26 protein-coding genes and 1 pseudogene are annotated in these 24713 nt (G+C 71.9%); 16 read left to right on the forward strand and 11 right to left on the reverse strand.

The annotated features are described in order from the left end of the window. Positions 1–144 precede the first annotated feature (144 nt). The 5 genes and pseudogenes from LWP59_RS18850 to polX all read left to right on the forward strand — a co-directional run bounded on the left by LWP59_RS18850 (position 145) and on the right by polX (position 5107). Positions 145–558, forward strand: coding sequence for a hypothetical protein (locus LWP59_RS18850; protein ID WP_229857540.1), 414 nt, complete (start codon positions 145–147; stop codon positions 556–558). Between the two features lie 52 nt (positions 559–610). Beyond that, a complete protein-coding gene (locus LWP59_RS18855; protein WP_144639579.1) occupies positions 611–1543 on the forward strand; it encodes a DMT family transporter in 933 nt (310 codons plus the stop codon). Next, positions 1540–2679, forward strand: coding sequence for a glycosyltransferase (locus LWP59_RS18860; protein WP_144639581.1), 1140 nt, complete (start codon positions 1540–1542; stop codon positions 2677–2679). The genes LWP59_RS18855 and LWP59_RS18860 overlap by 4 nt, the downstream gene beginning before the upstream one ends. Positions 2680–2698: 19 nt before the next feature. Further along, a pseudogene (locus LWP59_RS18865) lies at positions 2699–3348 on the forward strand (endonuclease). A 28-nt stretch (positions 3349–3376) separates the two neighbouring features. Continuing rightward, positions 3377–5107, forward strand: coding sequence for a DNA polymerase/3'-5' exonuclease PolX (polX, locus tag LWP59_RS18870; RefSeq protein ID WP_144639583.1), 1731 nt, complete (start codon positions 3377–3379; stop codon positions 5105–5107). On the opposite strand, the gene LWP59_RS18875 is transcribed toward polX, so the two are convergent. Genes LWP59_RS18875 through LWP59_RS18885 form a run of 3 tightly spaced genes read right to left on the reverse strand, consistent with a single transcriptional unit; the run spans position 5043 to position 8406 of the window. Beyond that, a complete protein-coding gene (locus LWP59_RS18875) occupies positions 5043–5876 on the reverse strand; it encodes a pentapeptide repeat-containing protein (RefSeq protein ID WP_144639585.1) in 834 nt (277 codons plus the stop codon). The two genes, polX and LWP59_RS18875, sit on opposite strands and share 65 nt — an antisense overlap. Positions 5877–5906: 30 nt before the next feature. After that, on the reverse strand, positions 5907–7001 hold the full coding sequence (locus LWP59_RS18880; RefSeq protein ID WP_144639587.1) for an FAD-dependent oxidoreductase: 1095 nt from the start codon (positions 6999–7001) through the stop codon (positions 5907–5909). A 37-nt stretch (positions 7002–7038) separates the two neighbouring features. Beyond that, entirely contained in the window at positions 7039–8406 is a 1368-nt protein-coding gene (locus LWP59_RS18885; RefSeq protein WP_144639589.1) for a KamA family radical SAM protein, read from the reverse strand. A 98-nt stretch (positions 8407–8504) separates the two neighbouring features. Here LWP59_RS18885 and LWP59_RS18890 point away from each other — a divergent pair, with 98 nt between their 5' ends. The 3 genes from LWP59_RS18890 (at position 8505) to LWP59_RS18900 (ending at position 12568) form a co-directional block, all read left to right on the forward strand. Further along, positions 8505–10106, forward strand: a complete 1602-nt coding sequence (locus LWP59_RS18890) for an amidohydrolase (protein ID WP_229857537.1) — start codon at positions 8505–8507, stop codon at positions 10104–10106. A 67-nt stretch (positions 10107–10173) separates the two neighbouring features. After that, positions 10174–11772 (forward strand): apolipoprotein N-acyltransferase, encoded by a 1599-nt coding sequence (gene lnt / locus LWP59_RS18895; RefSeq protein ID WP_144639591.1) that lies wholly within the window; start codon positions 10174–10176, stop codon positions 11770–11772. A gap of 25 nt (positions 11773–11797) precedes the next feature. Next, complete coding sequence (locus tag LWP59_RS18900; protein WP_144639593.1) at positions 11798–12568, forward strand: polyprenol monophosphomannose synthase; 771 nt, start codon at positions 11798–11800, stop codon at positions 12566–12568. Positions 12569–12650: 82 nt separating this feature from the next. On the opposite strand, the gene LWP59_RS18905 is transcribed toward LWP59_RS18900, so the two are convergent. Next, positions 12651–12998, reverse strand: coding sequence for an RNA polymerase-binding protein RbpA (locus tag LWP59_RS18905; RefSeq protein WP_144639595.1), 348 nt, complete (start codon positions 12996–12998; stop codon positions 12651–12653). A gap of 249 nt (positions 12999–13247) precedes the next feature. Further along, the gene (locus LWP59_RS18910) at positions 13248–13991 is read right to left on the reverse strand and encodes a thymidine kinase (protein WP_144639597.1); all 744 of its coding nucleotides are present in this window, start codon (positions 13989–13991) and stop codon (positions 13248–13250) included. 225 nt (positions 13992–14216) lie between these two features. On the opposite strand from LWP59_RS18910, the gene LWP59_RS18915 reads away from it, so the two are divergent. Next, positions 14217–14885 (forward strand): transglycosylase family protein, encoded by a 669-nt coding sequence (locus tag LWP59_RS18915; protein WP_144639599.1) that lies wholly within the window; start codon positions 14217–14219, stop codon positions 14883–14885. Positions 14886–14888: 3 nt separating this feature from the next. On the opposite strand, the gene LWP59_RS18920 is transcribed toward LWP59_RS18915, so the two are convergent. Next, the gene (locus LWP59_RS18920; RefSeq protein ID WP_144639602.1) at positions 14889–15665 is read right to left on the reverse strand and encodes a glycerophosphodiester phosphodiesterase family protein; all 777 of its coding nucleotides are present in this window, start codon (positions 15663–15665) and stop codon (positions 14889–14891) included. Between the two features lie 66 nt (positions 15666–15731). Between LWP59_RS18920 and LWP59_RS18925 the strand changes: the two genes are divergently transcribed. Continuing rightward, a complete protein-coding gene (locus LWP59_RS18925) occupies positions 15732–16094 on the forward strand; it encodes a hypothetical protein (protein WP_144639604.1) in 363 nt (120 codons plus the stop codon). A 1-nt stretch (position 16095) separates the two neighbouring features. Here the strand turns inward: LWP59_RS18925 and LWP59_RS18930 are convergent, their stop codons facing one another. Next, a complete protein-coding gene (locus LWP59_RS18930; RefSeq protein WP_144639606.1) occupies positions 16096–16524 on the reverse strand; it encodes a nuclear transport factor 2 family protein in 429 nt (142 codons plus the stop codon). Positions 16525–16563: 39 nt separating this feature from the next. On the opposite strand from LWP59_RS18930, the gene LWP59_RS18935 reads away from it, so the two are divergent. From LWP59_RS18935 to LWP59_RS40380, 4 genes are all read left to right on the forward strand, one after another. After that, a complete protein-coding gene (locus tag LWP59_RS18935) occupies positions 16564–17007 on the forward strand; it encodes a helix-turn-helix transcriptional regulator (protein WP_144639608.1) in 444 nt (147 codons plus the stop codon). Positions 17008–17017: 10 nt separating this feature from the next. Next, on the forward strand, positions 17018–17428 hold the full coding sequence (locus tag LWP59_RS18940; RefSeq protein WP_144639610.1) for a VOC family protein: 411 nt from the start codon (positions 17018–17020) through the stop codon (positions 17426–17428). A 41-nt stretch (positions 17429–17469) separates the two neighbouring features. Beyond that, positions 17470–19860 (forward strand): ATP-binding cassette domain-containing protein, encoded by a 2391-nt coding sequence (locus tag LWP59_RS18945; protein WP_144639612.1) that lies wholly within the window; start codon positions 17470–17472, stop codon positions 19858–19860. 445 nt (positions 19861–20305) lie between these two features. Beyond that, positions 20306–20428, forward strand: a complete 123-nt coding sequence (locus LWP59_RS40380; protein WP_267903770.1) for a hypothetical protein — start codon at positions 20306–20308, stop codon at positions 20426–20428. A gap of 78 nt (positions 20429–20506) precedes the next feature. On the opposite strand, the gene LWP59_RS18950 is transcribed toward LWP59_RS40380, so the two are convergent. After that, positions 20507–21265, reverse strand: coding sequence for a GNAT family N-acetyltransferase (locus tag LWP59_RS18950; protein ID WP_144639614.1), 759 nt, complete (start codon positions 21263–21265; stop codon positions 20507–20509). 5 nt (positions 21266–21270) lie between these two features. Then, positions 21271–22032: a putative protein N(5)-glutamine methyltransferase gene (locus LWP59_RS18955; RefSeq protein WP_144639616.1), complete on the reverse strand. Its 762-nt coding sequence runs from the start codon at positions 22030–22032 to the stop codon at positions 21271–21273. Positions 22033–22216: 184 nt separating this feature from the next. On the opposite strand from LWP59_RS18955, the gene LWP59_RS18960 reads away from it, so the two are divergent. Further along, the gene (locus LWP59_RS18960; RefSeq protein ID WP_144639618.1) at positions 22217–22903 is read left to right on the forward strand and encodes a FadR/GntR family transcriptional regulator; all 687 of its coding nucleotides are present in this window, start codon (positions 22217–22219) and stop codon (positions 22901–22903) included. Next, a complete protein-coding gene (locus tag LWP59_RS18965) occupies positions 22900–23682 on the forward strand; it encodes an ABC transporter ATP-binding protein (protein WP_229857536.1) in 783 nt (260 codons plus the stop codon). Before LWP59_RS18960 ends, LWP59_RS18965 begins: the two co-directional genes overlap by 4 nt. Here LWP59_RS18965 and LWP59_RS18970 read toward each other — a convergent pair. Both LWP59_RS18970 and LWP59_RS18975 read right to left on the reverse strand, forming a co-directional pair. Continuing rightward, on the reverse strand, positions 23639–24331 hold the full coding sequence (locus tag LWP59_RS18970) for an alpha/beta fold hydrolase (protein WP_144639620.1): 693 nt from the start codon (positions 24329–24331) through the stop codon (positions 23639–23641). The two genes, LWP59_RS18965 and LWP59_RS18970, sit on opposite strands and share 44 nt — an antisense overlap. A gap of 1 nt (position 24332) precedes the next feature. Further along, positions 24333–24680, reverse strand: coding sequence for a YybH family protein (locus LWP59_RS18975; RefSeq protein WP_144639622.1), 348 nt, complete (start codon positions 24678–24680; stop codon positions 24333–24335). Positions 24681–24713 lie beyond the last annotated feature (33 nt).

Raw genomic sequence — 24713 nt, forward strand, 5'->3', positions numbered from 1 at the left:
GGGGAACGCTACCCCGAACGTGTTGTTCTGCGGCGGTTTCTCCCCGAATCGTTGCCCAGCGTAAGCAGTTTGGGAGAGGTTTGCCCGCTCGTGCATGTGGAACCCCCTGACCAGGGAGTGTGAGCGGGAAGGGACGCGCGGGGCATGACTGCCGAGGCCATCGACACGACCGGCATGATCAACGCGACAGAGACGACCCAGTGGCTGGTCAACGCCCGGACCGCGCCATGCCGGTTCTGCGAGCAGCCGGGAACCGAGGGTCGCTACCGCGCACCGGGCCCGCTGGGCCCCATCTGTCCCGAGTGCCTGGACGCGGGCCGCAAGCTGTGCCAGGACGGGCAGGAGCGCATCCTCGGGGACCTGAAGCTGGCCCGGCTGGTGACCGCGCCCGGTGATCCGTGTGAGTTCTGCGGCCGCGGCGAGCGCCGAGACCTCCTGCGCCGCAGCCGCCCGCTGCCCCGGATGCGGTGCGTGCAGGGCGAGGCCGTGATCTGCGCGGACTGCCTCATCCTCGGCGGCCGCCTGCTCGCCCACGTGTCCCGGGCGCGCCGCGGCTGAAATTCTGTAAGGTCAGCAGCGAAACTTCACAGCCACCCCACCGGGAGGGCGCATGGTGTCGGCGAGCGGCACCTCGTTGCTGCTGGCGGTGCCGGCCGCCGTCGTCGGCGCGGCGAGCATGGGACTGGCCAGTGCCGCGCAGGCACGTGCGACCAAGGAAGTCGAAGTAAGCCGCATCCTCGACCCCGGTCTGCTGCGTGGGCTCGCGCACCGGCCGCTGTGGCTGATCGGCATGGTCGCCACCGGCGCAGGGCTCGCTCTGCAGCTGGTGGCGCTCGCGTTCGCCCCGCTGCTGGTGGTCCAGCCGCTGCTGATCACCTCGCTGATGTTCGCCGGGGTCATCTCGGCCCGCCTCGAGCGCCGGCCGCTGGACCGGGTGATGGTGGCCGGCGCCCTGGTGTGCGTGGCGGGACTGGCCGGGTTCCTGGTCGTCGCCCGCCCCAGCGGCGAGTCCGCGGGGTTCTCCGCCGCGACCCGGCCGCTGCCGCTGGCGATCGTGCTGGGCACCGTCACCGTGGTCGCGCTCGTGGTGTCCGTGCTGTTCCACCACTCCCTGCGCGTGCTGGGCCTGGCCGTCGCCACCGGCGTCCTGTACGGGGTGACCGCGGGGCTGATGAAGGTCGTCGCCGGGCAGGCGCGCGACGGGCTGGCCGAGCCGTTCCAGAACTGGACGCTCTACCTCGTGTGCGTCATCGGGCCACTGGGGTTCCTGCTCAGTCAGAACACCTTCCAGCAGGGCCGGTTCCTCACCCCGGCGCTGGCCGTGATCACCGCGCTCGACCCGCTGGTCGGCGTGGGGATCGGTGTGTGGTGGATGGGGGAGACCGCGAACGCGTCGCCGTGGGCACTGGCCGGCGAGGCGGTCGCGGGCGTGGTGATCCTCGTGGGCATCGCGCTGCTGGCCAGTCGTGCGGAACATCTCGCCCGCGCCCAGTCGGGGGCTGACCCGGACGTTCCGCTGAACGCTTCGGAAGGGACGGCATGAACAAGGTGCTGGTCGTCTCGGCGGCCATGGGTGAGGGGCACAACGCGACGGGGCGGGCGCTGGAGGACGCCGTGCACCGGCTGTGGCCCGAGGCGGCCGTGACGTGGCTCGACGCGCTCGACGTGATGGGCGCCGGGGTGGGCCCGCTGTTCCGCTGGATCTACGTGTCCAACGTGCAGCGCACCCCGTGGCTGTACGAGTTCTTCTACCGCTCCCTGTGGCGGCACCGGTGGTTCGCGACGGCGTCGAAGCGGTTCGTGGGGGTGTGGTGCGGCAGGCGGCTGGCCCGCAGGGTCGACGACTACGGGCCCGACCTGGTGCTGTCCACCTACCCGCTCGGCTCGGCCGGGCTGGACTGGCTGCGCCGCCACCACCGGCTGGACGCGCCGGTCGGGGCGTGGATCTCCGACTTCGCCCCGCACCCGTTCTGGGTCTACGGCGACCTCGACCTCAACCTCGTGATGCACGAGCAGGCCGTGCCCCCGGCACTCAAGTGCGTGCCGCGGGCGAAGGTGGCGGTGTCGGCCCCGCCGGTGCGGGCGGCGTTCCGCCCCGGTGATCGCGACACCGCCCGCCAGCACCTGGGCCTGCCACCGGAGGCGTTCGTCGCGCTCGTGTCGTGCGGTTCGCTGGGCTTCGGCGACGTAGAAGACGCCGCGAAGGAGCTGCTCGAAGCGCACCCCGACGTCGTCCCCGTGGTGGTGTGCGGGCGCAACGACCAGCTCAAGCGGCGGTTGCAGCCGCTGGCCGACCGCGAGCCGCGGCTGCGGCTGCTCGGCTGGACCGACGAGATGGCGGCGCACACCATCGCCGCCGACGTCGTCGTCACCAACGCCGGTGGCGCCACCGGCCTGGAGGCGCTCGCCTGCGGCCGCCCGGTCCTGATGCACCGGCCCATCGCCGCGCACGGGCGCGCGAACGCGCAGCTGATGGCCGACGCCGGGCTGGCGATCGTCTGCGAGACCGACGGCGAGCTGGGCGACGCGGTGCGCGAGCTGATCGCCGAACCCGAGCGGTGGAAGGCGATGGCCGAAGCGGCCACCCACCACTGCGACAGCACCGGTGCCCTCGAGGACGGCCTGCTCGCGCTCGGCGGGCTCACCTCGGCAGCGCACAGGGGGAGTACCGCCCGCTGAACGCGGGTACGCCGACGACATGGCGAAGGTGCGAGAGGTCCTGGACAAGGCCGGGCAGACCTACGCGGCGGAGGCGGGCATCAAGCTCGCCGACACGCCGGCCCCGCTGTACCGGCTGCTGGTGCTGTCGGTGCTGCTGTCCGCGCGCATCCAGGCGAAGATCGCGATCGCGGCGACGCGGGAGCTGGTCGACGCCGGGCTCGGCACACCGCAACGGATGGCGGACGCGAGCTGGCAGGAGCGGGTCGACGCGCTGGGCGCGGGCACTACGTCCGCTACGACGAGAGCACCGCCACCGCGCTCGGCGACGGCGCGCGGCTGCTGCTCGACAAGTACGGCGGCGACCTGCGCAAGCTGCACCGCCAGGCAGCCGACCGCGCCGCGCTGGGCGAGCTGCTGCGCGAGTTCCCCCGGCTCGGGCCGGTCGGCGTGGACATCTTCTGCCGCGAGGCCCAGCAGGTCTGGCCCGACCTGCGCCCGTACTTCGACGGCAAGGCCCGCCAAGGCGCCGAACGCCTCGGCCTGCCGGCGAAACCGGACCGGCTGGCCGAGCTCGTCGACGGCGGCGACCTCGCCGCGTTCGCGGCCGCGCTCGTCCGCATCGGCCGGGACAAGAAACTCGCCGGCTCTCTCCGGCGGGCCGCTTCCTCACCGCCACCTCAACGGTGACCCTGCGCGTCGCAGCTACATTCAAACTGTGCCCAGGGCCAACGAGGAGGTCGAAGCGCTGCTGCGGGAGTACGCCGACCTCCTGGCGATCACCGGCGGCGACGCGTTCAAGGCGCGCGCCTACGAGAAGGCCGCCCGCGCGGTCGCGGGCCACCACGACGACCTGTCGAAGCTCGACCTCAAGCAGCTGCGCGCGATCCCGGGCGTCGGCCGCTCGATCGCGGACAAGATCGCCGAGTACTTCGAGCGCGGTAGCGTCGCGGTCGTCGAGGAGGCGCGCGCACGCATCCCGGCCGGGGTCCGCGAGCTGATCGAGATCCCGACCCTGGGCCCGAAGAAGGCGATGCTGCTCTACCGGGACCTGGGCATCTCCTCGATCGAGCAGCTCGTCGACGCCATCCACGACGAACGGCTGCGCGAGCTGAAGGGCTTCGGTCCCAAGACCGAGGAGAACATCCTGCACGGCGTCGAGCTGCTGCGGCAGTCCGGCGGCCGGGTGCTGATCGATGTCGCGATGGAGCTGGCCGAGGAGATCGTCGCCCGGCTCTCCTCCGTCGACGGTTGCGTGCGCTGCACCTATGCCGGGTCGCTGCGCCGGTTCCGCGAGACGATCGGCGACGTCGACATCCTCGCCGCCGCCGCGGACTCCGCGCCGCTGATGGCCGCCTTCCGCGAGCTGGCCGTGGTCGCCGAGGTGATCGCGAGCGGGGAGAAGAAGACCTCGATCCGCACCGGGCGGGGGTTGCAGGTCGACCTGCGGGTGGTCCCACCGGAGTCGTGGGGCGCGGCGCTGCAGTACTTCACCGGCTCGCAGGCGCACAACATCCGCACCCGCGAGATCGCCGTGCGCGCCAAGCTCAAGCTCTCCGAGTACGGCCTGTTCGACGTGGAGACCGGCGAGCTGATCGTGTCGCGCACCGAGGAGGAGGTGTACCAGCGACTCGGGCTGCCGTGGATCCCGCCGCCGCTGCGCGAGGACCGCGGCGAGATCGAGGCCGCCCTGCGCGGCGAGCTGCCGGAGCTGGTGCGGGAGCAGGACCTGCGTGGCGACCTGCACACGCACACCGACCTCACCGACGGGATCGCGCCGCTGGAGGAGATGCTCGACGCGGCCGCCGCCCGCGGCTACGCCTACTACGCGATCACCGACCACGCGCCGAACCTGTTCATGCAGCGGATGTCCGACGAGAAGATGCTCGCGCAGCGCGAACGGGTCCGAGCGCTGGACCGGCGGTCGGGAATGCGGCTGCTGCACGGTACCGAGCTGAACATCGACCCGGACGGCGGCGTCGACTGGCCCGCGCAGTTCCTCGCCGGGTTCGACCTGTGCGTCGCCTCGGTGCACTCCGCGTTCACCCAGTCCCGCGCCGACACCACCCGCCGGCTCGTGCGGGCCTGCGAGAACCCGCACGTCAACATCCTCGGCCACCTCACCGGACGGCAGATCGGGCACCGAGCGCCGGTCGACGCCGACTTCGACGAGGTGTTCCGCGCCTGCGCCCGCACCGGCACCGCGCTCGAGGTCAACTCGTTCCCCGACCGGCTCGACGTGCGCGACGAGCACATCCTGCACGCCAAGCGGTACGGGGTGAAGTTCGCGATCGACAGCGACGCGCACTCGACCCGCGACCTGGCCCAGATCCGCTACGGCGTGGGCACCGCGCAGCGCGGCTGGCTCACCCCGGATGACGTGATCAACACCTGGCCGCTGACCCGGCTGAAGAAGTTCCTGCGGAAACCCAGTGCGCGGGACGCGTGAGCGGGGCGGGCAACTTCGTGGCCGCGTCGCCCTTCGCCGCGTTCAGCTGCGCCTGGGTGAGGAAGATGCTGCCGGTCAGGTCGGCACCCCGCAGGTCCGCGCCGCGGAAGTCGGCGCCGATGAGATCCGCCGCCCGCAGGTCGGCCGCGCGCAGGTCCGCGCCGATCAGGTAGGCGCCCCGCAGCGAGGCGCCCCGCAGGTTCGCGCCCTTGAGCTTCGCCCCGATCAGGTCGGCGCCCCGGTGGTTCTTCTTGCGGCCCGGCACCTCTGCCCGCGCGAGCTCACTCGCCCGCAGCAGCAGCTCGTTGACGCCGGCACGGACGGCGCCGACGTCGAGCGCGGCCAGCTCGTCCGGCCCGGTGCCGGTGAGGCGCTCGGTGTCCTTCAGCGCTGTGCGCAGCCGCTCCCGGATCGGCGCGGCCGCCGGGAGGGCGGCCGCCTCCGTCAGGTAGTACAGCAGCTCGTGCAGCTGGCGCATGACGGGGAACACGGCGAACATCCGCCGCGCCGCAGCGGGATCCTGCCGCCAGTCCCGCCCGCCGAAGGTCACCTGCGAGACCTGCTGCCCGGCGCCGAAGCAGTCGAAGACGGTGCAGCCGGCGAAACCCCGCTCGCGCAGCTGGGCGTGGATGCCGCAGCGGAAGTCGTGGCGCAGGTTGGTGCACGGGGTGCCGGCGGCCTTGTCGACGGCGAAGTCGGCCGAAGCGGAGAACGGCAGGGCGACGCAGCAGAGCCCGAAGCAGGACGAGCAGTCGGCGGACAGGGTCATGCCCCCATTGTCGCCTGCGGCCCTGCCCTCTCAGCGCCCGGACAGCTCGAGCGGCCGGGACCAGTCCAGCTGGCGCGCCAGCTCGTCGTCGCTGACCGGCGGCGGGTCCGCCGGCGGTGGCAGGCGGGCTGTCATCCGCGCGCTGGCCGCGATGTTGTGCTCGACGCGCGGGCGGCGCAACCGCTCGTAGGCCTCCAGCGGGTTCTCCGTGTCCCGCATCGCCTTCGCCAGCACCACGGCGTCCTCCAGTGCCATCGACGCGCCCTGCCCGGTCGCGGGTGACGCGGCGTGGGCGGCGTCGCCGATCACCAGCATCCGGCGGGTGCGCCATCGCCGCACGCCGGGCAGGTCCCGCGCGTTCGTGCCCAGCAACGGGCCCCGGGTGGCGGCGACGATGTCCGCGCACGGCGTGTCGTCCGGGCGCAGCAGCTCCAGCAGCCGCTCCCGCCAGTGCGGGCCCGGCCGCGCCGACGCCGGCAGCTCCTCGCCGTCCACCCGGGCGAACCAGGACGTCTCGCCGGTGGGGGAGACGGCGAACCCGAACGCGACCGCACTGCCGCGCACCATCACCATGCGTCCCGGTTCGCACGGCGGCCGGGGCTGGCGGCTGTAGCCGTAGAACACCTGCTGCCCCGCGTACCGCGGCGCCGCTCCCGGGCAGATCAGCCCCCGCACGGTCGAGTTGAGCCCGTCCGCCCCGATCAGCAGGTCACCGCGGGCGATCCCGCTGTCGGTGAAGCGGGCCGTCACCCCGTCGGCGTCCTCGGTCGCCGACACGAGCCGTTTGCCGTGGTGCACCGGGATGCGCCGCCGGACGGCCTCGGCCTGCAACACCCGGCTCAGCTCGGCGCGGCGCAGGCACCGGTACCCCTCCAGCGCCCGCTCGTTGCCCGCGAACTCCAAGGTGTGCAGGGCGAACCCGGCCCTGGCGACCGCCTTCGCCGCCCCCAGCTGGGACAGCGCCACGGTGCCGTTGCGGGCCAGGGCCAGGAACGCCCCGATGTCCTCGCCGCTGTCGGGATGGCCTTCGAACACCACCGGCTCGAACCCGGCGCGCTGCAGGCCCAGCGCGGTGGCCGTCCCGGCGATGCCGCCGCCGACGACCAGCACCCGTTCCGTGTCCATCGGCACACCCCCGGGCGCCACGATAAAACAGTCCGGCTCAGCTTCGCTGGTTTTCCCACCAGAGGCGACCGGACTCGGGCAGCGTCGGGATCGGGTCGTAGTACGGGTAGCGGCGCAGCAGCGCGTCCGGGTCCTCGCGTTCGATGCCGGTGCGGTAGTTCTTCGTCCAGTAGGAGATCCCGCGCTCGCGGTCGTACTCGGCGAGCTGGTGCACCCAGCGCTTGCCGACGTAGGGCACATCGCACACGATGCGCGGGGTCGCGTAGCCGGGCAGGTAGCCCATGATGGCGTGCTGCAGCTCCTGCGCCTCCCACACCGCGACCCGCCAGTGCTCGGCGTTGGGGATCATGTCGCACAGGTAGAAGTAGTACGGCAGGATGTTCGCCTCACCCTGCAGTGCGAAGCACAGGTCCAGCAGTGCCGCGGGCGTGGCGTTCACCCCGCGCATCAGCACGCCCTGGTTCCGCACGTCCCGCACCCCGACGTCGAGCGCGGTGCGGGCGGCCTCCGCGACCAGCGGGGTGACCGACCGGGCGTGGTTGACGTGGGTGTGGATCGCGAGGTTCACCCCGCGCCGCTGCGCGGTGCCGGCGACCCGTTCCAGCCCTTCGACCACCTTCGGCTGCAGCCAGTGCTGCGGCAGCCCGGCCAGTGCCTTGGTCGCCAGCCGGATGTCGCGCACGGTCTCGATGTCCAGCAGCCGCATCAGGAACGACTCGAGCTGGTGCCACGGCACGTTCGCCACGTCGCCGCCGGAGACCACCACGTCCCGCACGCCCGGCGTGCGCCGCAGGTAGTCGATCATCGCGTCCTGCCGGTCGACGGGCTTGAGCTCGAGCTTGTGCTTGGCCACCTGCTCGGTCGAGTTCCCGACGAGGTCCATCCGGGTGCAGTGCCCGCAGTACTGGGGGCAGGTGGACAGCAGCTCGGCCAGCACCTTGGTGGGGTAGCGGTGGGTCAGCCCCTCGGCCACCCACATCTCCGCCTCGTGCAGCGAGTCCCGCGCCGAGTGCGGGTGACTCGGCCAGGCCTGGTCGCGGTCGCTGCGCACGGGCAGCATGTAGCGGCGGACCGGGTCGGCGTAGAACGCCTCGGTCGAGCCGGCGTTCATCGTGTTGAGCATCTGCGGCGGCAGCAGCATCGACATCGTCGCCAGCTCCCGCTGGTCGGCGGCCAGGTCGTCGAAGAACCGCTCGTCCACCAGGTCCCCGAGCACCGCGCGCAGCTGCTTGATGTTGCGCAGGCAGTGCACCCGCTGCCACTGCGCGTCCCGCCACTGCGCCTCGGTGACGTCTCGCCAGCCGGGGAAGCGGCACCAGTCCGGCTCGACCAGCTCCTCGCGCTCGTAGACGTAGGGCTGGCCGTAGGTGTCGGCAGGCGAGACAGCGTCCTGGATTGCAGTCATCTGTACTCCTTGTCGGCGAGTTCGCGTGAAAATCTCCCGTCAAAGTGACAATACGGCGTAAATATTGCCGTCGCATCCGATCAGGCAGACTCGACACCGTGAACGACACGACGCTTCTGGTCGGCGGGCGGATCCACTCCCCGAGCTCGCCCGACGCGACCGCCATGGCGGTCACCGGGGACACCGTGGTCTGGGTGGGGCAGGACGGCCCCGGCCGCGCCCTGCACCCCGGCGCACAGGTGGTCGACCTCGACGGTGCGTTCGTCGCGCCCGGGTTCGTCGACGCCCACGTGCACGCGACCGCCACCGGCCTGCACCTGACCGGCCTCGACCTGACCGGGGTCCGCGGCGCCGCCGACCTGCTCGCCGCGGTCCGCGCGGCCGTGCGCCCCGGCGAGGTGCTCATCGCCCACGGCTGGGACGAGTCCAGCTGGACCGACCCGCGCCTGCCCAGCCGAGCCGACCTCGACGACGCGGTGGGCGGCACCCCGGTCTACCTCAGCCGCGTCGACGTGCACTCGGCCCTCGTCTCCACCGCACTGGTGGACCTCGCCCCCGAAGCCCGCGACGCCGAGGGCTGGTCGCCGGAAGGCCCGCTCGCCCGCGACGCCCACCACCGCGTCCGCACCGCCATGCAGGCGGCGATCACCGGCGAGCAGCGCCGCCGTGCCCAGGACGCCTTCCTGCGCCGCGCGGCCGAACGCGGCATCGTGAGCGTCCACGAATGCGCCGGGCCCGACATCTCCGGCGAAGCCGACCTCGCCGACCTGCTCGCCCTGGCCGCCGAGCCCGGACGGCCCGAGGTCACCGGCTACTGGGGCGAGACGGGCGCGGTCGACCTCGCGCGCCGGCACGGGCTGCGCGGCCTCGCCGGCGACCTGTTCGTCGACGGCGCCCTCGGCTCCCACACCGCGGCCCTGCGCGATCCCTACACCGACCACCCCACCAGCACCGGCGCGCGCTACCTCGACGCCGATGCCATCGCCGCGCACGTGGTCACCTGCACCGAAGCGGGCCTGCAGGCCGGCTTCCACGTGATCGGCGACGCCGGGGTCACTGAGGTCGTCCGCGGCTTCCAGCTCGCCGAGAAGGCCGTCGGCCGGCGGGCGCTCACCGGCGCGAAGCACCGCCTCGAACACCTCGAGATGGTCGACCCCGCCCAGGCCGAGCTGCTCGCGGGCTGGGCCGTCACCGGCTCGATGCAACCCCAGTTCGACGCCCTGTGGGGCGGCGCGGACGGGATGTACGCCACCCGCCTGGGCGAACGGGCCGCCGCGCTCAACCCGTTCGCGACCCTCGCCGCCAACGGCGTGCTGCTCGCGTTCGGCTCGGACAGCCCGGTCACCTCCCTCGACCCCTGGGCGAGCGTCCGCGCCGCGGTGCACCACCACACCCCGGGGTCCGGGCTGTCCGCGCGCGCCGCGTTCAACGCCCACACCCGCGGCGGGCACCGCGCCGCCGGGGTCAACGACGGCATCACCGGCAGCCTCGTGCCCGGCGCGCCCGCGCACTACGCGATCTGGGACGCCGCCGAGCTCGTCGTGGCCGCCTCGGACTCCCGGGTCCAGCGCTGGTCCACCGACCCGCGCTCCCGGGTGCCCGCGCTGCCACCACTGGACCCGGGCATTCCGCTGCCGGCCTGCCTGCGCACGGTCCGCGCCGGTCAGGTGCTCTACGACGCGTTCACGTCGGCCGCCTAGGCCCCGGCCGCTTCGCCCACCACCACCCTCAACGGAGGCGCTTCGCGCCGCGGCTATCGTCGTAGGAGTGGCCGTAACCGCGCCGGAGACCACGGCGACCGAAACCCCGAAGTCCCGGCGCCTTGCCTGGCGGCCATGGCTGCTGCGCCTGGTGCTGGCGGCGGCTTCGGGCTTCGTGTTCTACCTCAGCTTCGCGCCGCGCCCGCTGTGGTGGCTCGCGCCCATCGGGTTCGCCGGCTTCGCCTTCGTCCTGCGCGGGCGACGCCTGTGGGGCGGGCTGGGCTACGGCTTCGTGTTCGGCCTCGCGCTCTACCTGCCGCTGCTGACCTGGCTGGAGGACTTCCTCGGCGTCGAGTTCGGCCCGTGGCCCTGGCTCGGGCTCTCCGCGGCGCTGGCCGCCTACCTCGGCGTCGGCGGCGCCCTGTGCACCCTCGCCGCACGGCTGCCCTGGGCCCCGGTGTGGATGAGCATGGTCATCATCGCCACCGAGACCCCGCGCACCTGGTGGCCGCTCGGCGGGTTCCCCTGGGGCCGGGTCGCCTTCAGCCAGCCCGAAGGCGCGTACCTGCCACTCGCCTCGATCGGCGGGGCGCCACTGGTCGGGTTCGCCGTCGTGCTCACCGGGTTCGCCGTGCCCGCGCTGGTGGCGCGGCTGCGCCGGCGCGACTGGCGCCGTTCGGTCCTGCCCGCCGTCGCCGTCGTGCTGCCGGTCGTGGCCGGGCTCGCGCTGTGGCCGACGATCGGCACCGGCGCGCAGACCGGCAGCCTCACCGTCGCCACGGTGCAGGGCAACGCTCCCGACGCCGGGCTCGACCTGATGGAGGAATCGGCCACGATCAGGGCGAACCACCTCGCGCAGAGCGAGCGCCTCGCCCAGGAGATTCACTCGGGCGCGGTGGCCAAACCCGACCTGGTGATCTGGCCCGAGACCGCGACCCAGCTGGCGGGCCCGGACCCGGTGCTCGACCAGGCCGTCGCCGACCTCGGCGTGCCGACCCTCATCGGCGCCATCGACCTGCCCCAGGGCGGCGGCCACCCGCAGAACAGCGAGATCGTCTGGGACCCGGCCACCGGCCCGGGGGAGCGGTACTCCAAACAGGAGCTGGTGCCCTTCGCCGAGTACGTCCCCGCGCGCGCCATCGCCCAGTGGGTCACCCCCTTCATCGACACCACCAGCGACATGACCCCCGGCAACCGGCCCGCCGTCCTCGACGTCGCCGGCACCAAGGTCGCCACGCCGATCTGCTACGAGGTCGCCTACGACAACGTCGCCCGCGACGCCGTCGACCTCGGCGCCCAGCTGATCGTCGTGCCGACCAACAACGCCTGGTTCGGCCAGAGCGAGATGAGCTACCAGCAGCTCGCGATGGCCCGCCTGCGCGCCGTCGAGCACAGCCGGGCCGTGGTGGTCTCCGCCACCAGCGGGGTCAGCGCGATCGTCGCCCCCGATGGCTCGATCACGCAGTCGACCAGCGAATTCACCGCCGCATCCCTGGTCGGGCGCGTGCCGCTGCGAGACACGACTACGCTGTCGGATCGACTCGGTGCGTGGACGGAGTACGGCCAGGTCGGCGCCGCGCTGGCGGCGGTGCTCGCCGGCCTCGGAATCCGTCTGCGCACCAGGCGCGCAGGCGCCGAGGACACGCGAGCAACCGGGGCGGGATGAGGACTCCCGCCGAGGGAGGACACGGATGGCGCAGGCGCCACGGGCAGCACGACCGATCGAGCCGGTTCTGGTGGTGATCCCGACTTACAACGAGCGTGAGAACCTCACGCCCATCCTGCGCAGGCTGCACGAAAGCCTGCCGTCGGTGCACGCGCTCGTGGTCGACGACGGCAGCCCCGACGGCACCGGCGAGCTGGCCGACGAGCTCGCCGCCGAGGACAAGCGCGTCCACGTGATGCACCGCAGCGAGAAGGCCGGCCTGGGGGCCGCCTACATCGCCGGGTTCCGCTGGGGGCTGGAACGCGACTACGCCACCATCGTCGAGATGGACGCCGACGGCTCGCACGCGCCCGAGGACCTGCCGCGCATGCTCGACGCGCTCGAAGACGCCGACCTCGTGCTCGGCTCGCGCTACGTCCCCGGCGGCAGCGTCGTCAACTGGCCCAAGCGGCGCGAGATCCTCTCCCGCGGCGCGAACCTGTACTCCCGCCTCGCCCTCGGCGGCAAGATCACCGAGTACACCTCCGGCTTCCGGGCCTACCGGCGCGCGGTACTCGAGAAGCTGGAGCTGGACGAGATCGCCTCGACCGGCTACTGCTTCCAGATCGACCTGGCCTGGCGCACCCTGCGGGCCGGGTTCGAGGTCGTCGAGGTGCCCATCACCTTCACCGAGCGCGAGATCGGCGAGTCGAAGATGAGCGGCTCGATCATCCGCGAGGCCATGCTCCGCGTCGGCATCTGGGGCACCCAGCACCGGCTCGCCCAGCTGCGCCGCCTGGCGCAGCGCCGCGGCTAGCCACGCGGTCCGAAGACACGAGCAGGCCCCCGCGGCGGGAGGACGCGGGGGCCTGCTCGTGTTTCGTGGTGGTACCGGCCAGCTACGCCGAGCGGCTCGTCCGGCGGCCCTTGAGCTCGGCCAGCCGTTCGTTCAGCAGATCCTCCAGCTCCGGGATCGAGCGCCGCTCCAGCAGCATGTCCCAGTGCGTGCGCGGAGGCTTGACCTTCTTCTGCTCGAGCTGCCCGCCGTTGACGATCTCGGACTCGCTGCCGTGCAGGCGACACTCCCACACGGACGGGATCTCCGCGTCGTCGGAGAAGGGCACCTCGAACTCGTGGTTCTTCGGGCACGCGTACCGCACCGTGCGGCGCGGGGCGAGATCGTGGTTCCGGTCGGTCTCGTAGCTGACCGCTCCCAGCCGGCTTCCACGGAGTACACGGTCGGCCATGATGACGTCCTTTCAGTCGGCTCCGGTGGTTAAGAGCCAGAGTGATGCTCACCCTATGCAACGATCCCCGTCTTCCGGGAATTCCCGGAAGAACATGTCGTCGCTCACGATGAGCGGGCTCACCCCTCGGCAACAGCTTCCACCAGAGGGACACCGTTCGCGCCGCTAAGTGACGCGGTTTGGCCGTTCTTTCTGCGATTATCCCCCAGTCGGGCTACCGGATGGCGGCAAAAGAGGAAGCCAGGACCCTCAGCTGAGGCGTAGCTGTCCCCACTGCCCCGCACCCGGTCCGAGGTCGCCGAGACGGAAGTGCCGTCGGCACAGTACTTGGTAACGCAAAGTAGTGAGTTCGAGCTGCGTGCGTGATGAGGTTGCACCTTCAACCACGTCCGCGACCACCACCGTGTCCCCTTCACGCAGCACTTCGCCGTCCCGCACCCGCGCGTTGAACCGCCCCGGCGCACCACACCAGCACAGCACGTCCACCTGCACCGGCTGCAGCTCGTCGGCCAGTTCGAACAGCCGGCGCGCACCGGGGAACAGGCTGCTCCGGAAGTCGGTGGCGATGCCGAAGCAGTAGACGTCGATCTGGACCTCGTCGGCGAGCTCGGCCAGCTGCTCGACCTGGGCGGGGGAGAGGAACTGCGCCTCGTCGACCACCAGGTAGTCCACGTGCTGCCCGGCGACCCACTGCTGGCGGATCAGCTGCCGCAGGTCCGTGTCGGCCCCGACCTCGACGGCCTTACGCGTGATGCCGATCCGGCTGGTGATCTGCGGCGCGCCCGAGCGGTCGTGACGCACCAGCAGCAGCCCCCGCCGGCCCTGCCGCGCGTGGTTGTGGTCGATCTGCAGCGCCAGCGTCGACTTCCCGCAGTCCATCGGTCCGTAGCAGAACCTGAGCAGGCCCCGGACCGGCGGACGCCGCGCGCCGGCACCCGGTACGGCGGACAGCGCGTCGGTGGGATCGAGGGCTTCGTCGGAAAGCGAGGTCACGAAGCTCGACCCTATCTCTCCCTTGATCGGGTGAATTGAGCGGAGATCCGCCCACCGCAAGCCGATGACAGGGGAGTGCCGCCCAGCCGGCACGTTTCTCCGCGTCCACCGGCCGACCCGGCACCGTGCGGCGTGTCGCTCAGAACCCCGAAAGCTGTGACATGTGATTCTGGTGGGCTCGATGTGAAAGTTGTGGCTGCTGGGGCGAAAACCTACTGTGCTCGCATGGTGAAGCACCGGTTCAGCCGCGCGGGCGCTCGTGTCCTGCTGATCGCGCTGGTCGCGGCGACGGTGCAACTGCTCACCAGCACCGCCGCCTCGGCGGACCCCGCCGCCTCGACCTGGCTGAAGCTGCGCATGTGCGAGTCCAGCAACCGGTACACCGTCAACACCGGCAACGGGTACTACGGCGCCTACCAGTTCGACCTGCCCACCTGGCGCAGCGTCGGCGGCCAGGGGAGACCCGACCAGGCCAGCCCCGCCGAGCAGGACTACCGCGCGCTGTACCTGTACCGGATGCGCGGCTGGCAGCCGTGGGAGTGCGCGAGCATGCTCAGCCTCCGCAACGACGCCGACGCCCGCAGCAAGCGCGTCCCGAGCTACGCCGAGTCCGCCTACATCGGCGGCGGCCCCGCGCCCGCACCCGCACCGGGCCCCGCGACCAAGCCCGCCTGGCCCGGCGTCGTCTACGCCTACGGCGACTGCGCCGCGGCGCTCAAGACCTTCCAGCTGCGGATGAACGCCTTCGGCTACGGCTTCGACGGCACCGGCTGCTACTACCAGAAGACCCAGCAGGCCGTCCTCGACCTGCAGCGCGCCAACGGGATCAACGACTCCGGCAGGCTCGGCCCCAAGACCTGGAACGCGGCCTGGGACGGCAAGCCGCCGCGCTGACGCTCAGACCCACTCGCCCCGTTCGCGCAGCACCTCGCGCAGCAGGTCCGGCCGGTCGGTGACGATGCCGTGCACGCCGAGATCCAGCAGCCGCCGCATCTCGGCCTGGTCGTTGATCGTCCAGGTGTGCACCTCGACGCCCGCCTTCGCGGCGGTGCGCAGGAACGAAGGGTCGACGATCCGCAGTCGGGCCTGCCGGACCGGCACCTGGGCCATGGCGCCCCGGCACAGGAACCCCAGGCGCAGCCACGGCGTCCAGCCGTTGGCCCACAGCACCGCGACCGAGCGCGGGCCCATCGAGGTCAGCAGCTTCGGCCCGGCGAGCTTGCGGATGCGGGCGAGCCGGTTGTCCGAGAACGCCGCGGCCGCGACCCGCTCGTAGGCGCCGAGGCGCTCGATCACCTTCAGGAAGGGCACGACCGCGTTGTTGCTCTTCACGTCGATGTTGAAGCGCACCTCGGGCAGCTCCTCGAGCACGTCCTCCAGCCGCGCCACCGGCTCGCGCCCGCGGATCTTCGCCCGCTTGACCACCGGCCAGGGCTGCGCGCCGATCGCGCCGTGGGCGTCGGTGGTGCGGTCGAGCACCGCGTCGTGGTGCACGACGACGACGCCGTCGGACGTGGCGTGCACGTCGGTCTCGACGTAGTGGAACCCTTCCGCGGCCGCCCGGCGGAACGACGACAGCGAGTTCTCCATGCCCTCGAGCTCGTCCAGGTGCCACCCGCGGTGGGCGAACGCTCGGGGAAAGGCGCCGGCGAGGTACGGGTGAAGGCTTTGCACCAGACCAGTGTGCGGTATCGGCGTGGCCACGTCGTGAGCGAACGGTGGCCGGTTAGGGTCTGGCACGTGAGCGAGACGGTCGACCTCCTGGCGGGGATTCCACGCAACCTCGCGCCGCAGCACTGCGGCTGGTGCGGACGGCGGCTCGAGCAGGCGGCGGCGAAGGGCCGGCGGCGCCGGTACTGCGGGCAGTCGTGCCGGCAGCGCGCCTACGAGCGGCGCACGGCCGTGCAGCGCAGCGGCCTGCCGGAGGACGCCGTGGTGCTCTCCGACGCCGAGCTCACGGCCCTGCAGGACCGGCTGTTCCAGCTCCGCTGCGCCGCGGAGGACGTCGTGACGGCCGCCGACGACGGCGCGGGGTCCGACGAGCTGCGCCGGATGGCGCTGGAGCTGGCCCACTCGGCGCGCGACCTCGAACGGCTGCGCTGAGTCATCGCCTCAGGTGGTGGCTCACGTCGCCGACGAGATCGACACGAACCTCCCGCTCGGTGAACCGCCAGCTGCCGTCGTGGCGCTCGAAGCCGTCGGCGTAGCGGCCGCCGGCGACGGGTCGCAGCGGTAGCTCCGGCAGGGCTTGCAGGACGGTGAAGTACGCGCGTGCGGTCGCCGTCCCGGCTCGCTCGTCGACCTCGATCTGGACGTTGGTCGTGACGTGCTTGGTTCGCGGCGTCCCGTCGTCGTACACGATGACCGTCTCGCGGAGCATCCGCGCGATCGCGTCGCCACCGCGGACCGACCCGGTGCCACCGACGAAGACAGCATGCGCCAGCAACTCGCCGACACCGGCGAAGTCACCGTCGTCGACCAGCTCCGCATACCTCGCGATCAGGTTCTCGATCGCCCTCTCGGCTGTTGTCATCGCACCCTCCCCGGTCGGCGTTATGGCATGATTTCGCAGGTGACCAGCAGTCCCGCCGCCGCCCAGTACCTGCGTGACCTCGCGCGGCTGCGTCGCGTCCGCGACCGGATCGACCGGGAGTACGCGCGTCCCCTCGACGTCGAGGCGCTCGCCCGCGGCGCGCACATGTCGGCCGGGCACCTCAGCCGCGAGTTCAAGCGCGCGTACGGCGAGTCGCCGTATTCCTACCTGATGACCCGGCGCATCGAGCGTGCGATGGCGCTGCTGCGCCGGGGCGACCTCAGCGTCACCGAGGTCTGCTTCGCGGTCGGCTGCTCGTCGCTGGGCACCTTCAGCACCCGCTTCACCGAGCTGGTCGGCGTGCCGCCCAGCACCTACCGGCGCGAGACAACCCGCGTCACGGCGGGGATACCGTCCTGCGTCTCGAAACAGGTGACCAGACCGGTCAGGAATCGAGAAGCGTCGGCCCGGAGCCGGATCTAACGTAACCGCCATGGACATCACCATTCACACGAGCGTTCTCCCACACGACGACCCCGAGGCCTCCCTGGGCTTCTACCGCGACACCCTCGGCTTCGAGGTCCGCACCGACGTCGGCAGCGGCAAGATGCGCTGGATCACGGTCGGCCCCGTCGGCCAGCCCGACACGTCCATCCTCCTGGCGCCGCCTGCCGTCGACCCCGGGGTCACCGAGGACGAGCGCCGCACCATCGCCGAGATGATGGCCAAGGGCACCTACGGCTGGATCCTGCTGGCCACCAAAGACCTCGACGGCACCTTCGCGAAGGTGGAGGCCGGCGACGCCGAAGTCGTCCAGGAGCCGACCGAGCAGCCCTACGGCATCCGCGACTGTGCCTTCCGCGACCCCGCCGGCAACCTGGTCCGCATCCAGCAGCTGCGCTGACACAGACCGCAACGGCGCCCCGCCCGACAGATGGAGAGACGATGAGCATGGCCACGAGGACGGAGAGGCTGTCGCCCGCGGTGCACGCCGCCGACAGCCACGACCTGATCCGCGTGCACGGCGCCCGCGAGAACAACCTCAAGGACGTCAGCGTCGAGCTGCCGAAGCGGCGGCTGACGGTGTTCACCGGTGTCTCCGGCTCGGGCAAGAGCTCGCTGGTGTTCGCCACGATCGCCGCGGAGTCGCAGCGGATGATCAACGAGACCTACAGCGCCTTCGTGCAGGGTTTCATGCCGACGCTGGCGCGGCCCGACGTCGACGTCCTGGACGGGCTCACGACCGCGATCATCGTCGACCAGGAGCGGATGGGGGCCGACCCCCGTTCCACGGTCGGCACCGCCACCGACGCCAACGCGATGCTGCGCATCCTCTTCAGCAGGCTCGGGAAGCCCTACCTCGGCTCGCCGCAGGCGTTCTCCTTCAACGTCGCCTCGGTCAGCGGCGCCGGCGCGGTCACCCTCGAAAAGGGCGGGCGGCAGGTCAAGGAGCGGCGCAGCTTCAGCATCACCGGCGGTATGTGCCCGCGCTGCGAGGGCCGCGGCAAGATCAACGACATCGACCTGACCGCGCTCTACGACGAGAACAAGTCGCTCAACGAGGGCGCGATCACGATCCCCGGCTACAGCATGGAGGGCTGGTACGGCCGCATCTTCCGCGGCTCAGGCTTCTTCGACCCCGACAAGCCGATCAAGAAGTACACCAAGAAGCAGCTGAACGACCTGGTGTACAAGGAACCGACCAAGATCAAGGTGGAGGGCATCAACCTGACCTACTCGGGGTTGGTGCCGGCGATCCAGAAGTCCATGCTGTCCAAGGACATCGACTCCCTGCAACCGCACATCCGCGCCTTCGTGGAGCGGGCGGCCACCTTCACCACCTGCCCCGAGTGCGACGGCACCCGGCTGTCCGCGGCGGCGCGGTCGTCGAAGATCGGCGGGGCCAGCATCGCCGACGCCTGCGCGATGCAGATCACCGACCTCGCGGAGTGGGTGAAGGGCCTGGACGAGCCGTCCGTCGCGCCGCTGCTGGCGGCGCTGCGGCACACCCTCGACTCGTTCGTCGAGATCGGGCTGGGCTACCTCTCGCTCGACCGGCCCTCGGGCACGCTCTCGGGCGGCGAGGCGCAGCGCACCAAGATGATCCGCCACCTCGGGTCGTCGCTCACCGATGTCACCTACGTCTTCGACGAGCCGACGATCGGGCTGCACCCGCACGACATCCAGCGGATGAACGACCTGCTGCTACAGCTGCGCGACAAGGGCAACACGGTGCTGGTCGTGGAGCACAAGCCGGAGGCGATCGCGATCGCCGACCACGTCGTGGACCTCGGCCCGCACGCCGGCGCCGCGGGCGGCGAGGTGGTGTTCGAAGGCACCGTCGAGGGGCTGCGCGCGAGCGGCACGCTGACCGGGCGGCACCTGGACGACCGGGCTTCGCTGAAGCCGTCGGTGCGGACGCCGTCGGGCGCGCTGGAGGTGCGCGGCGCCGACACGCACAACCTGAGGGGGGTCGACGTCGATATCCCGCTCGGCGTGCTGGTCGTCGTCACCGGGGTGGCGGGCTCGGGCAAGAGCTCGCTGATCCACGGCTCGGTCTCCGGGCGGGACGGCGTGGTGTCGGTCGGCCAGGGCGCGATCCGTGGTTCTCGGCGCAGCAACCCGGCGACGTACACCGGGCTGCTCGAACCGATCCGGAAGGCCTTCGCGAAGGCCAACGGCGTCAAGCCGGCGTTGTTCAGCGCCAACTCCGAGGGCGCCTGCCCCGCCTGCAACGGCGCCGGGGTCATCTACACCGACCTGGCGATGATGGCCGGGGTCGCCGCACCGTGCGAGGTGTGCGAGGGAAAGCGCTTCCAGGCCGAGGTGCTGGAGTACACCTTCGGCGGCCGCGACATCAGCGAGGTGCTCGCGATGTCGGTGGCCGAGGCCGGGGAGTTCTTCGGCGACGGCGAGGCGAAGACGCCGGCCGCGCACCGGATCCTCACCCAGCTGGCCGACGTCGGGCTCGGCTACCTCACCCTCGGCCAGCCGCTCACCACGCTGTCCGGCGGCGAGCGGCAACGGATCAAGCTGGCGACGCACATGGGGGAGAAGGGCGGGGTCTACGTCCTCGACGAGCCGACCAGTGGGCTGCACCTCGCCGACGTCGAGCAGTTGCTCGGCCTGCTCGACCGGCTCGTCGACGCGGGCAAGTCGGTCATCGTCATCGAGCACCACCAGGCGGTGATGGCACACGCCGACTGGATCATCGACCTCGGCCCGGGCGCCGGCCACGACGGCGGCAGCATCGTGTTCGAGGGCACGCCCGCCGACCTGGTCGCCGCCCGCGCCACGCTCACCGGCGAACACCTGGCGGCGTACGTCGGCGGCTGATCGCCACCAGCGTTGCTCACGTGGCCGACCCCATGCACTTCGAGGCCCGCGCCGAGATCTATGAACGGGCGCGGCCACCGTACCCGGAGGCACTCTGGGACCGCCTGCGCGAGCCGGCGTGCGAGTGGTCGAGCTGGGCGCGGGCGCGGTGGCAGGCGACCGAGCACCTTCTCGGCGCCGGGGCGGCCGTCACAGCGATCGAGCCGGGCCCGTCGCTCGCGGAGCGCTTGAGGAGACGATGTGCGAGCGCGCTCGTGCATGGCGGCCACTTCGCGGTCTGGCGCACGGCGTTCGGGGACCCGGGTCGGAGAAGCCGGGTTCCGGGACCGGGTGGACGCGATCGTCGCTCTGCGTCGTGGCGAAGCCGGCCGAGGCGTGCCCGGTGAGTTCAGCACCGAGCAATGGGCGCGGCGGTTGGCTTCGAGCGGCGAGTTCGCGGTCGTCCATGTCGAGCATCGACCTCGACGCGAACCAGATCCACGACTTGTTCAGCACCTTCAGCGACTGGACCGCGGATGAGGTCGACGCCGCGCGGCAGCGGCCGTTCGTCAGCTGGGCGGGACTGTGACCGAGCACTACGTCACGCCGCTGATCGTCCTGGAGCGCGGGCCGGAAAGGCGCATCCGTTGAGTGCCGATAATGTACATTATGTTAAGTAAGGGTCGGGGGGCATGCTCCACGCCGCGCGCCGGTGGAGTTCGAATCCTGCCTTCGCCAGGTTGGTGGCGCTCACCGAACCGGGCCTGGCGCTCGCGACCGCCAGGACACAACCGTCCTCCGCGGCCAGCCTCAGGCGGTGTAGCAGCAGCACGGACTGCGCGCCGCGACCGCGATGTTCCCGCAGTGTCGCCGCCCCGCCGAGGACGGCTACCACACCATGCTTTGTCATGCCTGCCACGGCGATCGGCGCGGCATCGTGCAAGACGGCGAAGCGCCGCACGTCCGGATGCCGGTGCTCCGCGGCGATGAACGCGCCGACCTCACCGTCCACCTCGTACCCGGCGAGCAAGACGTCCAGAAACCTCGCGTCATCGGTGACAGCCACCGGATCTCCGGCAGGCGGCGGATTTCCGATCAGTTGCCGGATCGCCAGCATGCGGTCGGCTGCCCGCACGAAGCCCGCCGACGACAGCCTCTCCCCTGTTTCGTCGAGCTCCTCGGAAACCAGCACGGTCGGCGCGGCGCCCTGCCACGCCGAGGCACGCACGATGTCGGTCGCCGCGGCCACCGTCTGCGGCGTCACTCCAGACAGGGTGGACAGAAAGCTCAAGCCGGGCGCGGAAACCACGGCCGCCAGCACGCCGACCCGTTCCCACGTCTCGAACCTGCCGGGCAGACCAGCGTCCCGGGCCGCTGCGAAAGCCAGTTCCGCGCGGCGGTGCAGCGCTCGCTCCGCCTCGGCCACCGGCGTCACCGGACCTCGGCGGGCCGCTCACCACGCACGACCGTAGCGCCGATTTCGTCGCACCGGGCTACCAAGGGCACCAATCCGGCACCCGCGAGCACAGCTGCCGCCTGAGGTGCTTGCCGCTCGCTCGCCTCGACGAACAGGTAACCGCCCGGAGCGAGCCATTCCACGGCCGCACCGGCGACGCGGCGCAGCACGTCCAAGCCGTCGGCACCGCCATCGAGCGCGACGAGTGGTTCGTGCAGCCGCGCCTCCGGCGGCATCGTGCCGATCTTCTCGCTCGGCACGTACGGCACGTTCGCGAGGAGGACGTGCACGCGGCCGCGAAGATCGGCAGGCAACGCGGCGAACAGGTCGCCCTCGAACACCTCCCCTGGCACATTGCGCCGGGCGCATCGCACGGCCGCTGGTTCGACGTCGGCGGCATACAACTCGACGGGCACCGACGCGGCGAGCGCGGCACCGAGCGCGCCGGAGCCACAGCACAGGTCGACCACGACCGCGCCGGGGACGGTGACCGAAACAGCCTGGCGCACCAGGAACTCCGTGCGCCGGCGCGGCACGAACACGCCGGGCTCGACCGCGATCCGCAACCCGCAGAACTCGGCCCAGCCGAGCACGTGCTCCAGTGGCTCCCCCGCGACGCGGCGGGCCACCAGGGCGGACAACTGACCGGGATCCGCCGCGGCGGCGACGAGCAGCGCGGCTTCGTCCTCGGCGAAGACACAGCCTGCGCGGCGCAGGCTGGTGACGATGTCGGACATGAGAACGCCTTTCGGTGACGGCGCTCCCTAAACCGAAAGGGGTGCGAGCGCCCGGCCGGTACCAGCGAAAATGGGGCTCACCTCCTCGTTCCCTCCGTCGCGGGAAACGTACTCCCGCAAGGCTCGCAGCCCTGCGCAGGGGTAGTCCTCAGACCTCTGCGGACTGTCTGTTAGCGTCCGGGACGTGGCAGTGCTGAAACACGGACCCGTCGTCCCGCAGGTGGAGAGCCTGCTGCGGGACCGCCTGCGCGACGGCTACTGGACGCCTGGTGAGCGCCTGCCGAACGAGGTGCAGCTCGCCGCCGAGATCGGAGTCGGCAGGTCGTCGGTGCGCGAGGCCGTCCGGCTGCTGGCGCGCGACGGGCTGCTCGACGTGCGGCACGGCTCGGGCACGTTCGTCGCCGAACCCCCGCCGGACTCCCCCGGCGTGCACCGGCTGCTGCGCCGGGCCCGGCTGCTGGAGGTCTACGAGGTGCGGCGCGCCCTGGAGGTCGAGGCCGCGCGGCTGGCCGCCCAGCGGGTGCGGCCCGAGGACATCGGGCGCGTGCGGGCCGGGCTGTGCAAACGCCAGGAGCTGCTGGGCGCCGAGCCTGCCGAGTTCGTCGACGCCGACCTGGCCTTCCACCGGTCCATCGTGGAGCTCTCGGGCAACGCGCTCCTGCTCGACCTGTTCGCGGCCGCGGAACCGGTGCTGCACGAGGCGATCACGGAGATGTTCCGGCACGAGCGGGAACTGCCCGACGTCTCCGACGCGCACGCGGACCTGCTCGACGCGCTCGAACGCGGGGACGCCGACGCGGCGGTCGCCGCCACCGTCACCCACCTGGAAGCCATTGTCTCCGAGATCCGAACGGCGGTGTCCGGCCAGTGAACGACGTGCTCGTCGCCGACGAGGTGGACCTGGTCCGCGACGGCAACTACCTGCTGAGCTCGGTCTCGATGACCGTCCGCGAGGGCGAGCACTGGGCGCTGCTCGGCGGCAACGGCGCGGGCAAGAGCACGCTGCTGAGCCTGCTGGGCGCGCGCGTGCACCCGACGCACGGCACGGTCGACGTGCTGGGGCACCGGCTCGGGCGGGTGGACATGCGCCGGCTGCGGGCCGAGATCGGGCACATCGACCCGCGGCATCCGCTGCGCACCCCGCTGCGAGTGCGTGAGGTCGTGCTGACCGGGCTGACCAACACCACCGAGTTCGTGCCGCGGTGGTCGCCCACCGCCGAGCAGGTCGCCCAGGCCGACGAGCTGATCGGCATGCTCGGCCTGACCGGCCGGCGGGACGCGCTGTGGCCCGTGCTGTCGCAGGGCGAGCGCGGCCGGGCGCTCATCGCGCGGGCGCTGATGCCGCAGCCGCGGTTGCTGCTGCTCGACGAGCCCGCCACCGGCCTCGACCTCGCCGCCCGCGAGCAGCTGCTGACGAGCCTGGACGCGCTGCGGCGGCGGCACCCGGCCCTGGCGACCGTGCTGGTGACCCACCATCTGGAGGAGCTGCCGGAGAGCACGACGCACGCCCTGCTGCTGCGAGAGGGGCGGGCGCTGGCGGCGGGCCCGGTGGCGGACGTGCTCACCAGCGACCAGGTCACCAAGTGCTTCGACCACCCCGTGCGCATCACCCGCGAGGACGGTCGCTGGGCCGCGCGCGCCGATCGCTGAGCAGGACCTTCAGCAGCTCGGCCGTCCCGTCACGCAGCACGTTGTGGCGGGTCTCCAGCTCGTGCACGGTCCACTGTGGATCGCCCCGGAGTCGCTGGTAGGTCGGGGTGAACGGTGACTCGCCGTCCCAGAGTTTCGCGTACACGTAGTCGCGGCGGTAGCGGCTCAGGTCGCCGCTGAGCCGGATGCGCTGCAGCAGCGTCGCCAGCGGATGCGGGGTCGCCCGCGCGTCGAAGAACGGCAGCGGCGGCATTTCGTACCCGTTCTCCCCCACGCTCAGATACCACTCGCGCTGCTCGTCGTTCGTCAGCGTCCAGCACGAGTCGCCGTCATCCGGGACGAACGCGTCGACGTAGACGAGGGAGTCGACGCGCTCGGGCGCGCGGTCGGCGACACCGCTGATCACCATGCCCCCGTAGCTGTGCCCCACGAGTACGGCGTCGTCGATCTGTTCGTACTCCAGGACGGCCAGCACGTCGCGGACGTGGGTGTCGAGGTTGATGCCCGCACACGCCGGATGCCGCCGCTCCCCCAGGCCGGTGAGGGTGAGCGGGTAGGCCCGGTGCCCGGCCCGGCGGAGGTCTTCGGCGAGCGGTTCGTACCACCAGCCGCCGTGGCAGGCGCCGGGGACGAGGACGAAGGTGGCCATTTCAGGCCCCCGTGGTCTCGGGCCGGTCGATGACGCGCAGCCAGCTGCCGTCGGGCTGACGCCGGGCGAGCTGGACGCGGCCGCCGGTGCCGTCGGCCGGGCGAGTGGCGGTCAAGGCCAGGTCGCCGTGGCGCAGGGTGGGCAGGGGGTCTTCGAGCTGAAACCGCGGCACCTGCCGCAGCATCTGCTCGAAGACGCCGAGGATCGCGTCGCGGCCGACGGTCTGCGAGCCGGGCGGATACGCGAGGACGGCGTCGGGCTCGTACAGCTCGGCGAGGCCTTTCGCGTCGCGGGCGTTGGCCCGCTCGACGAAGAGGCGGGCGAGGTCTTCGGGTTCGTATGCGCTCATGGGTCCAGGTTGCGCCGGGTCGCGCCAGAAGCC

Origin of the sequence: Amycolatopsis acidiphila (assembly GCF_021391495.1) — a bacterium.
In the GTDB taxonomy this organism is placed as follows: Bacteria; Actinomycetota; Actinomycetes; order Mycobacteriales; family Pseudonocardiaceae; genus Amycolatopsis_E; species Amycolatopsis_E acidiphila.

Bases quoted from the DNA above. Each gene is read 5' to 3' on its own strand.
- LWP59_RS18930 (WP_144639606.1), bottom strand. From the start codon at position 16,524: ATGACAACAGCCGAGAGGGCGATCGAGAACCTGATCGCGAGGTATGCG.
- LWP59_RS18955 (WP_144639616.1), bottom strand. From the start codon at position 22,032: ATGTCCGACATCGTCACCAGCCTGCGCCGCGCAGGCTGTGTCTTCGCC.
- LWP59_RS18905 (WP_144639595.1), bottom strand. From the start codon at position 12,998: ATGGCCGACCGTGTACTCCGTGGAAGCCGGCTGGGAGCGGTCAGCTAC.
- LWP59_RS18855 (WP_144639579.1), top strand. From the start codon at position 611: ATGGTGTCGGCGAGCGGCACCTCGTTGCTGCTGGCGGTGCCGGCCGCC.
- LWP59_RS18885 (WP_144639589.1), bottom strand. From the start codon at position 8,406: ATGACTGCAATCCAGGACGCTGTCTCGCCTGCCGACACCTACGGCCAG.
- LWP59_RS18880 (WP_144639587.1), bottom strand. From the start codon at position 7,001: ATGGACACGGAACGGGTGCTGGTCGTCGGCGGCGGCATCGCCGGGACG.
- LWP59_RS18915 (WP_144639599.1), top strand. From the start codon at position 14,217: ATGGTGAAGCACCGGTTCAGCCGCGCGGGCGCTCGTGTCCTGCTGATC.
- LWP59_RS18945 (WP_144639612.1), top strand. From the start codon at position 17,470: ATGAGCATGGCCACGAGGACGGAGAGGCTGTCGCCCGCGGTGCACGCC.
- LWP59_RS18940 (WP_144639610.1), top strand. From the start codon at position 17,018: ATGGACATCACCATTCACACGAGCGTTCTCCCACACGACGACCCCGAG.
- LWP59_RS18975 (WP_144639622.1), bottom strand. From the start codon at position 24,680: ATGAGCGCATACGAACCCGAAGACCTCGCCCGCCTCTTCGTCGAGCGG.
- LWP59_RS40380 (WP_267903770.1), top strand. From the start codon at position 20,306: ATGTCGAGCATCGACCTCGACGCGAACCAGATCCACGACTTGTTCAGC.
- LWP59_RS18970 (WP_144639620.1), bottom strand. From the start codon at position 24,331: ATGGCCACCTTCGTCCTCGTCCCCGGCGCCTGCCACGGCGGCTGGTGG.
- LWP59_RS18850 (WP_229857540.1), top strand. From the start codon at position 145: ATGACTGCCGAGGCCATCGACACGACCGGCATGATCAACGCGACAGAG.
- LWP59_RS18860 (WP_144639581.1), top strand. From the start codon at position 1,540: ATGAACAAGGTGCTGGTCGTCTCGGCGGCCATGGGTGAGGGGCACAAC.
- LWP59_RS18875 (WP_144639585.1), bottom strand. From the start codon at position 5,876: ATGACCCTGTCCGCCGACTGCTCGTCCTGCTTCGGGCTCTGCTGCGTC.
- LWP59_RS18900 (WP_144639593.1), top strand. From the start codon at position 11,798: ATGGCGCAGGCGCCACGGGCAGCACGACCGATCGAGCCGGTTCTGGTG.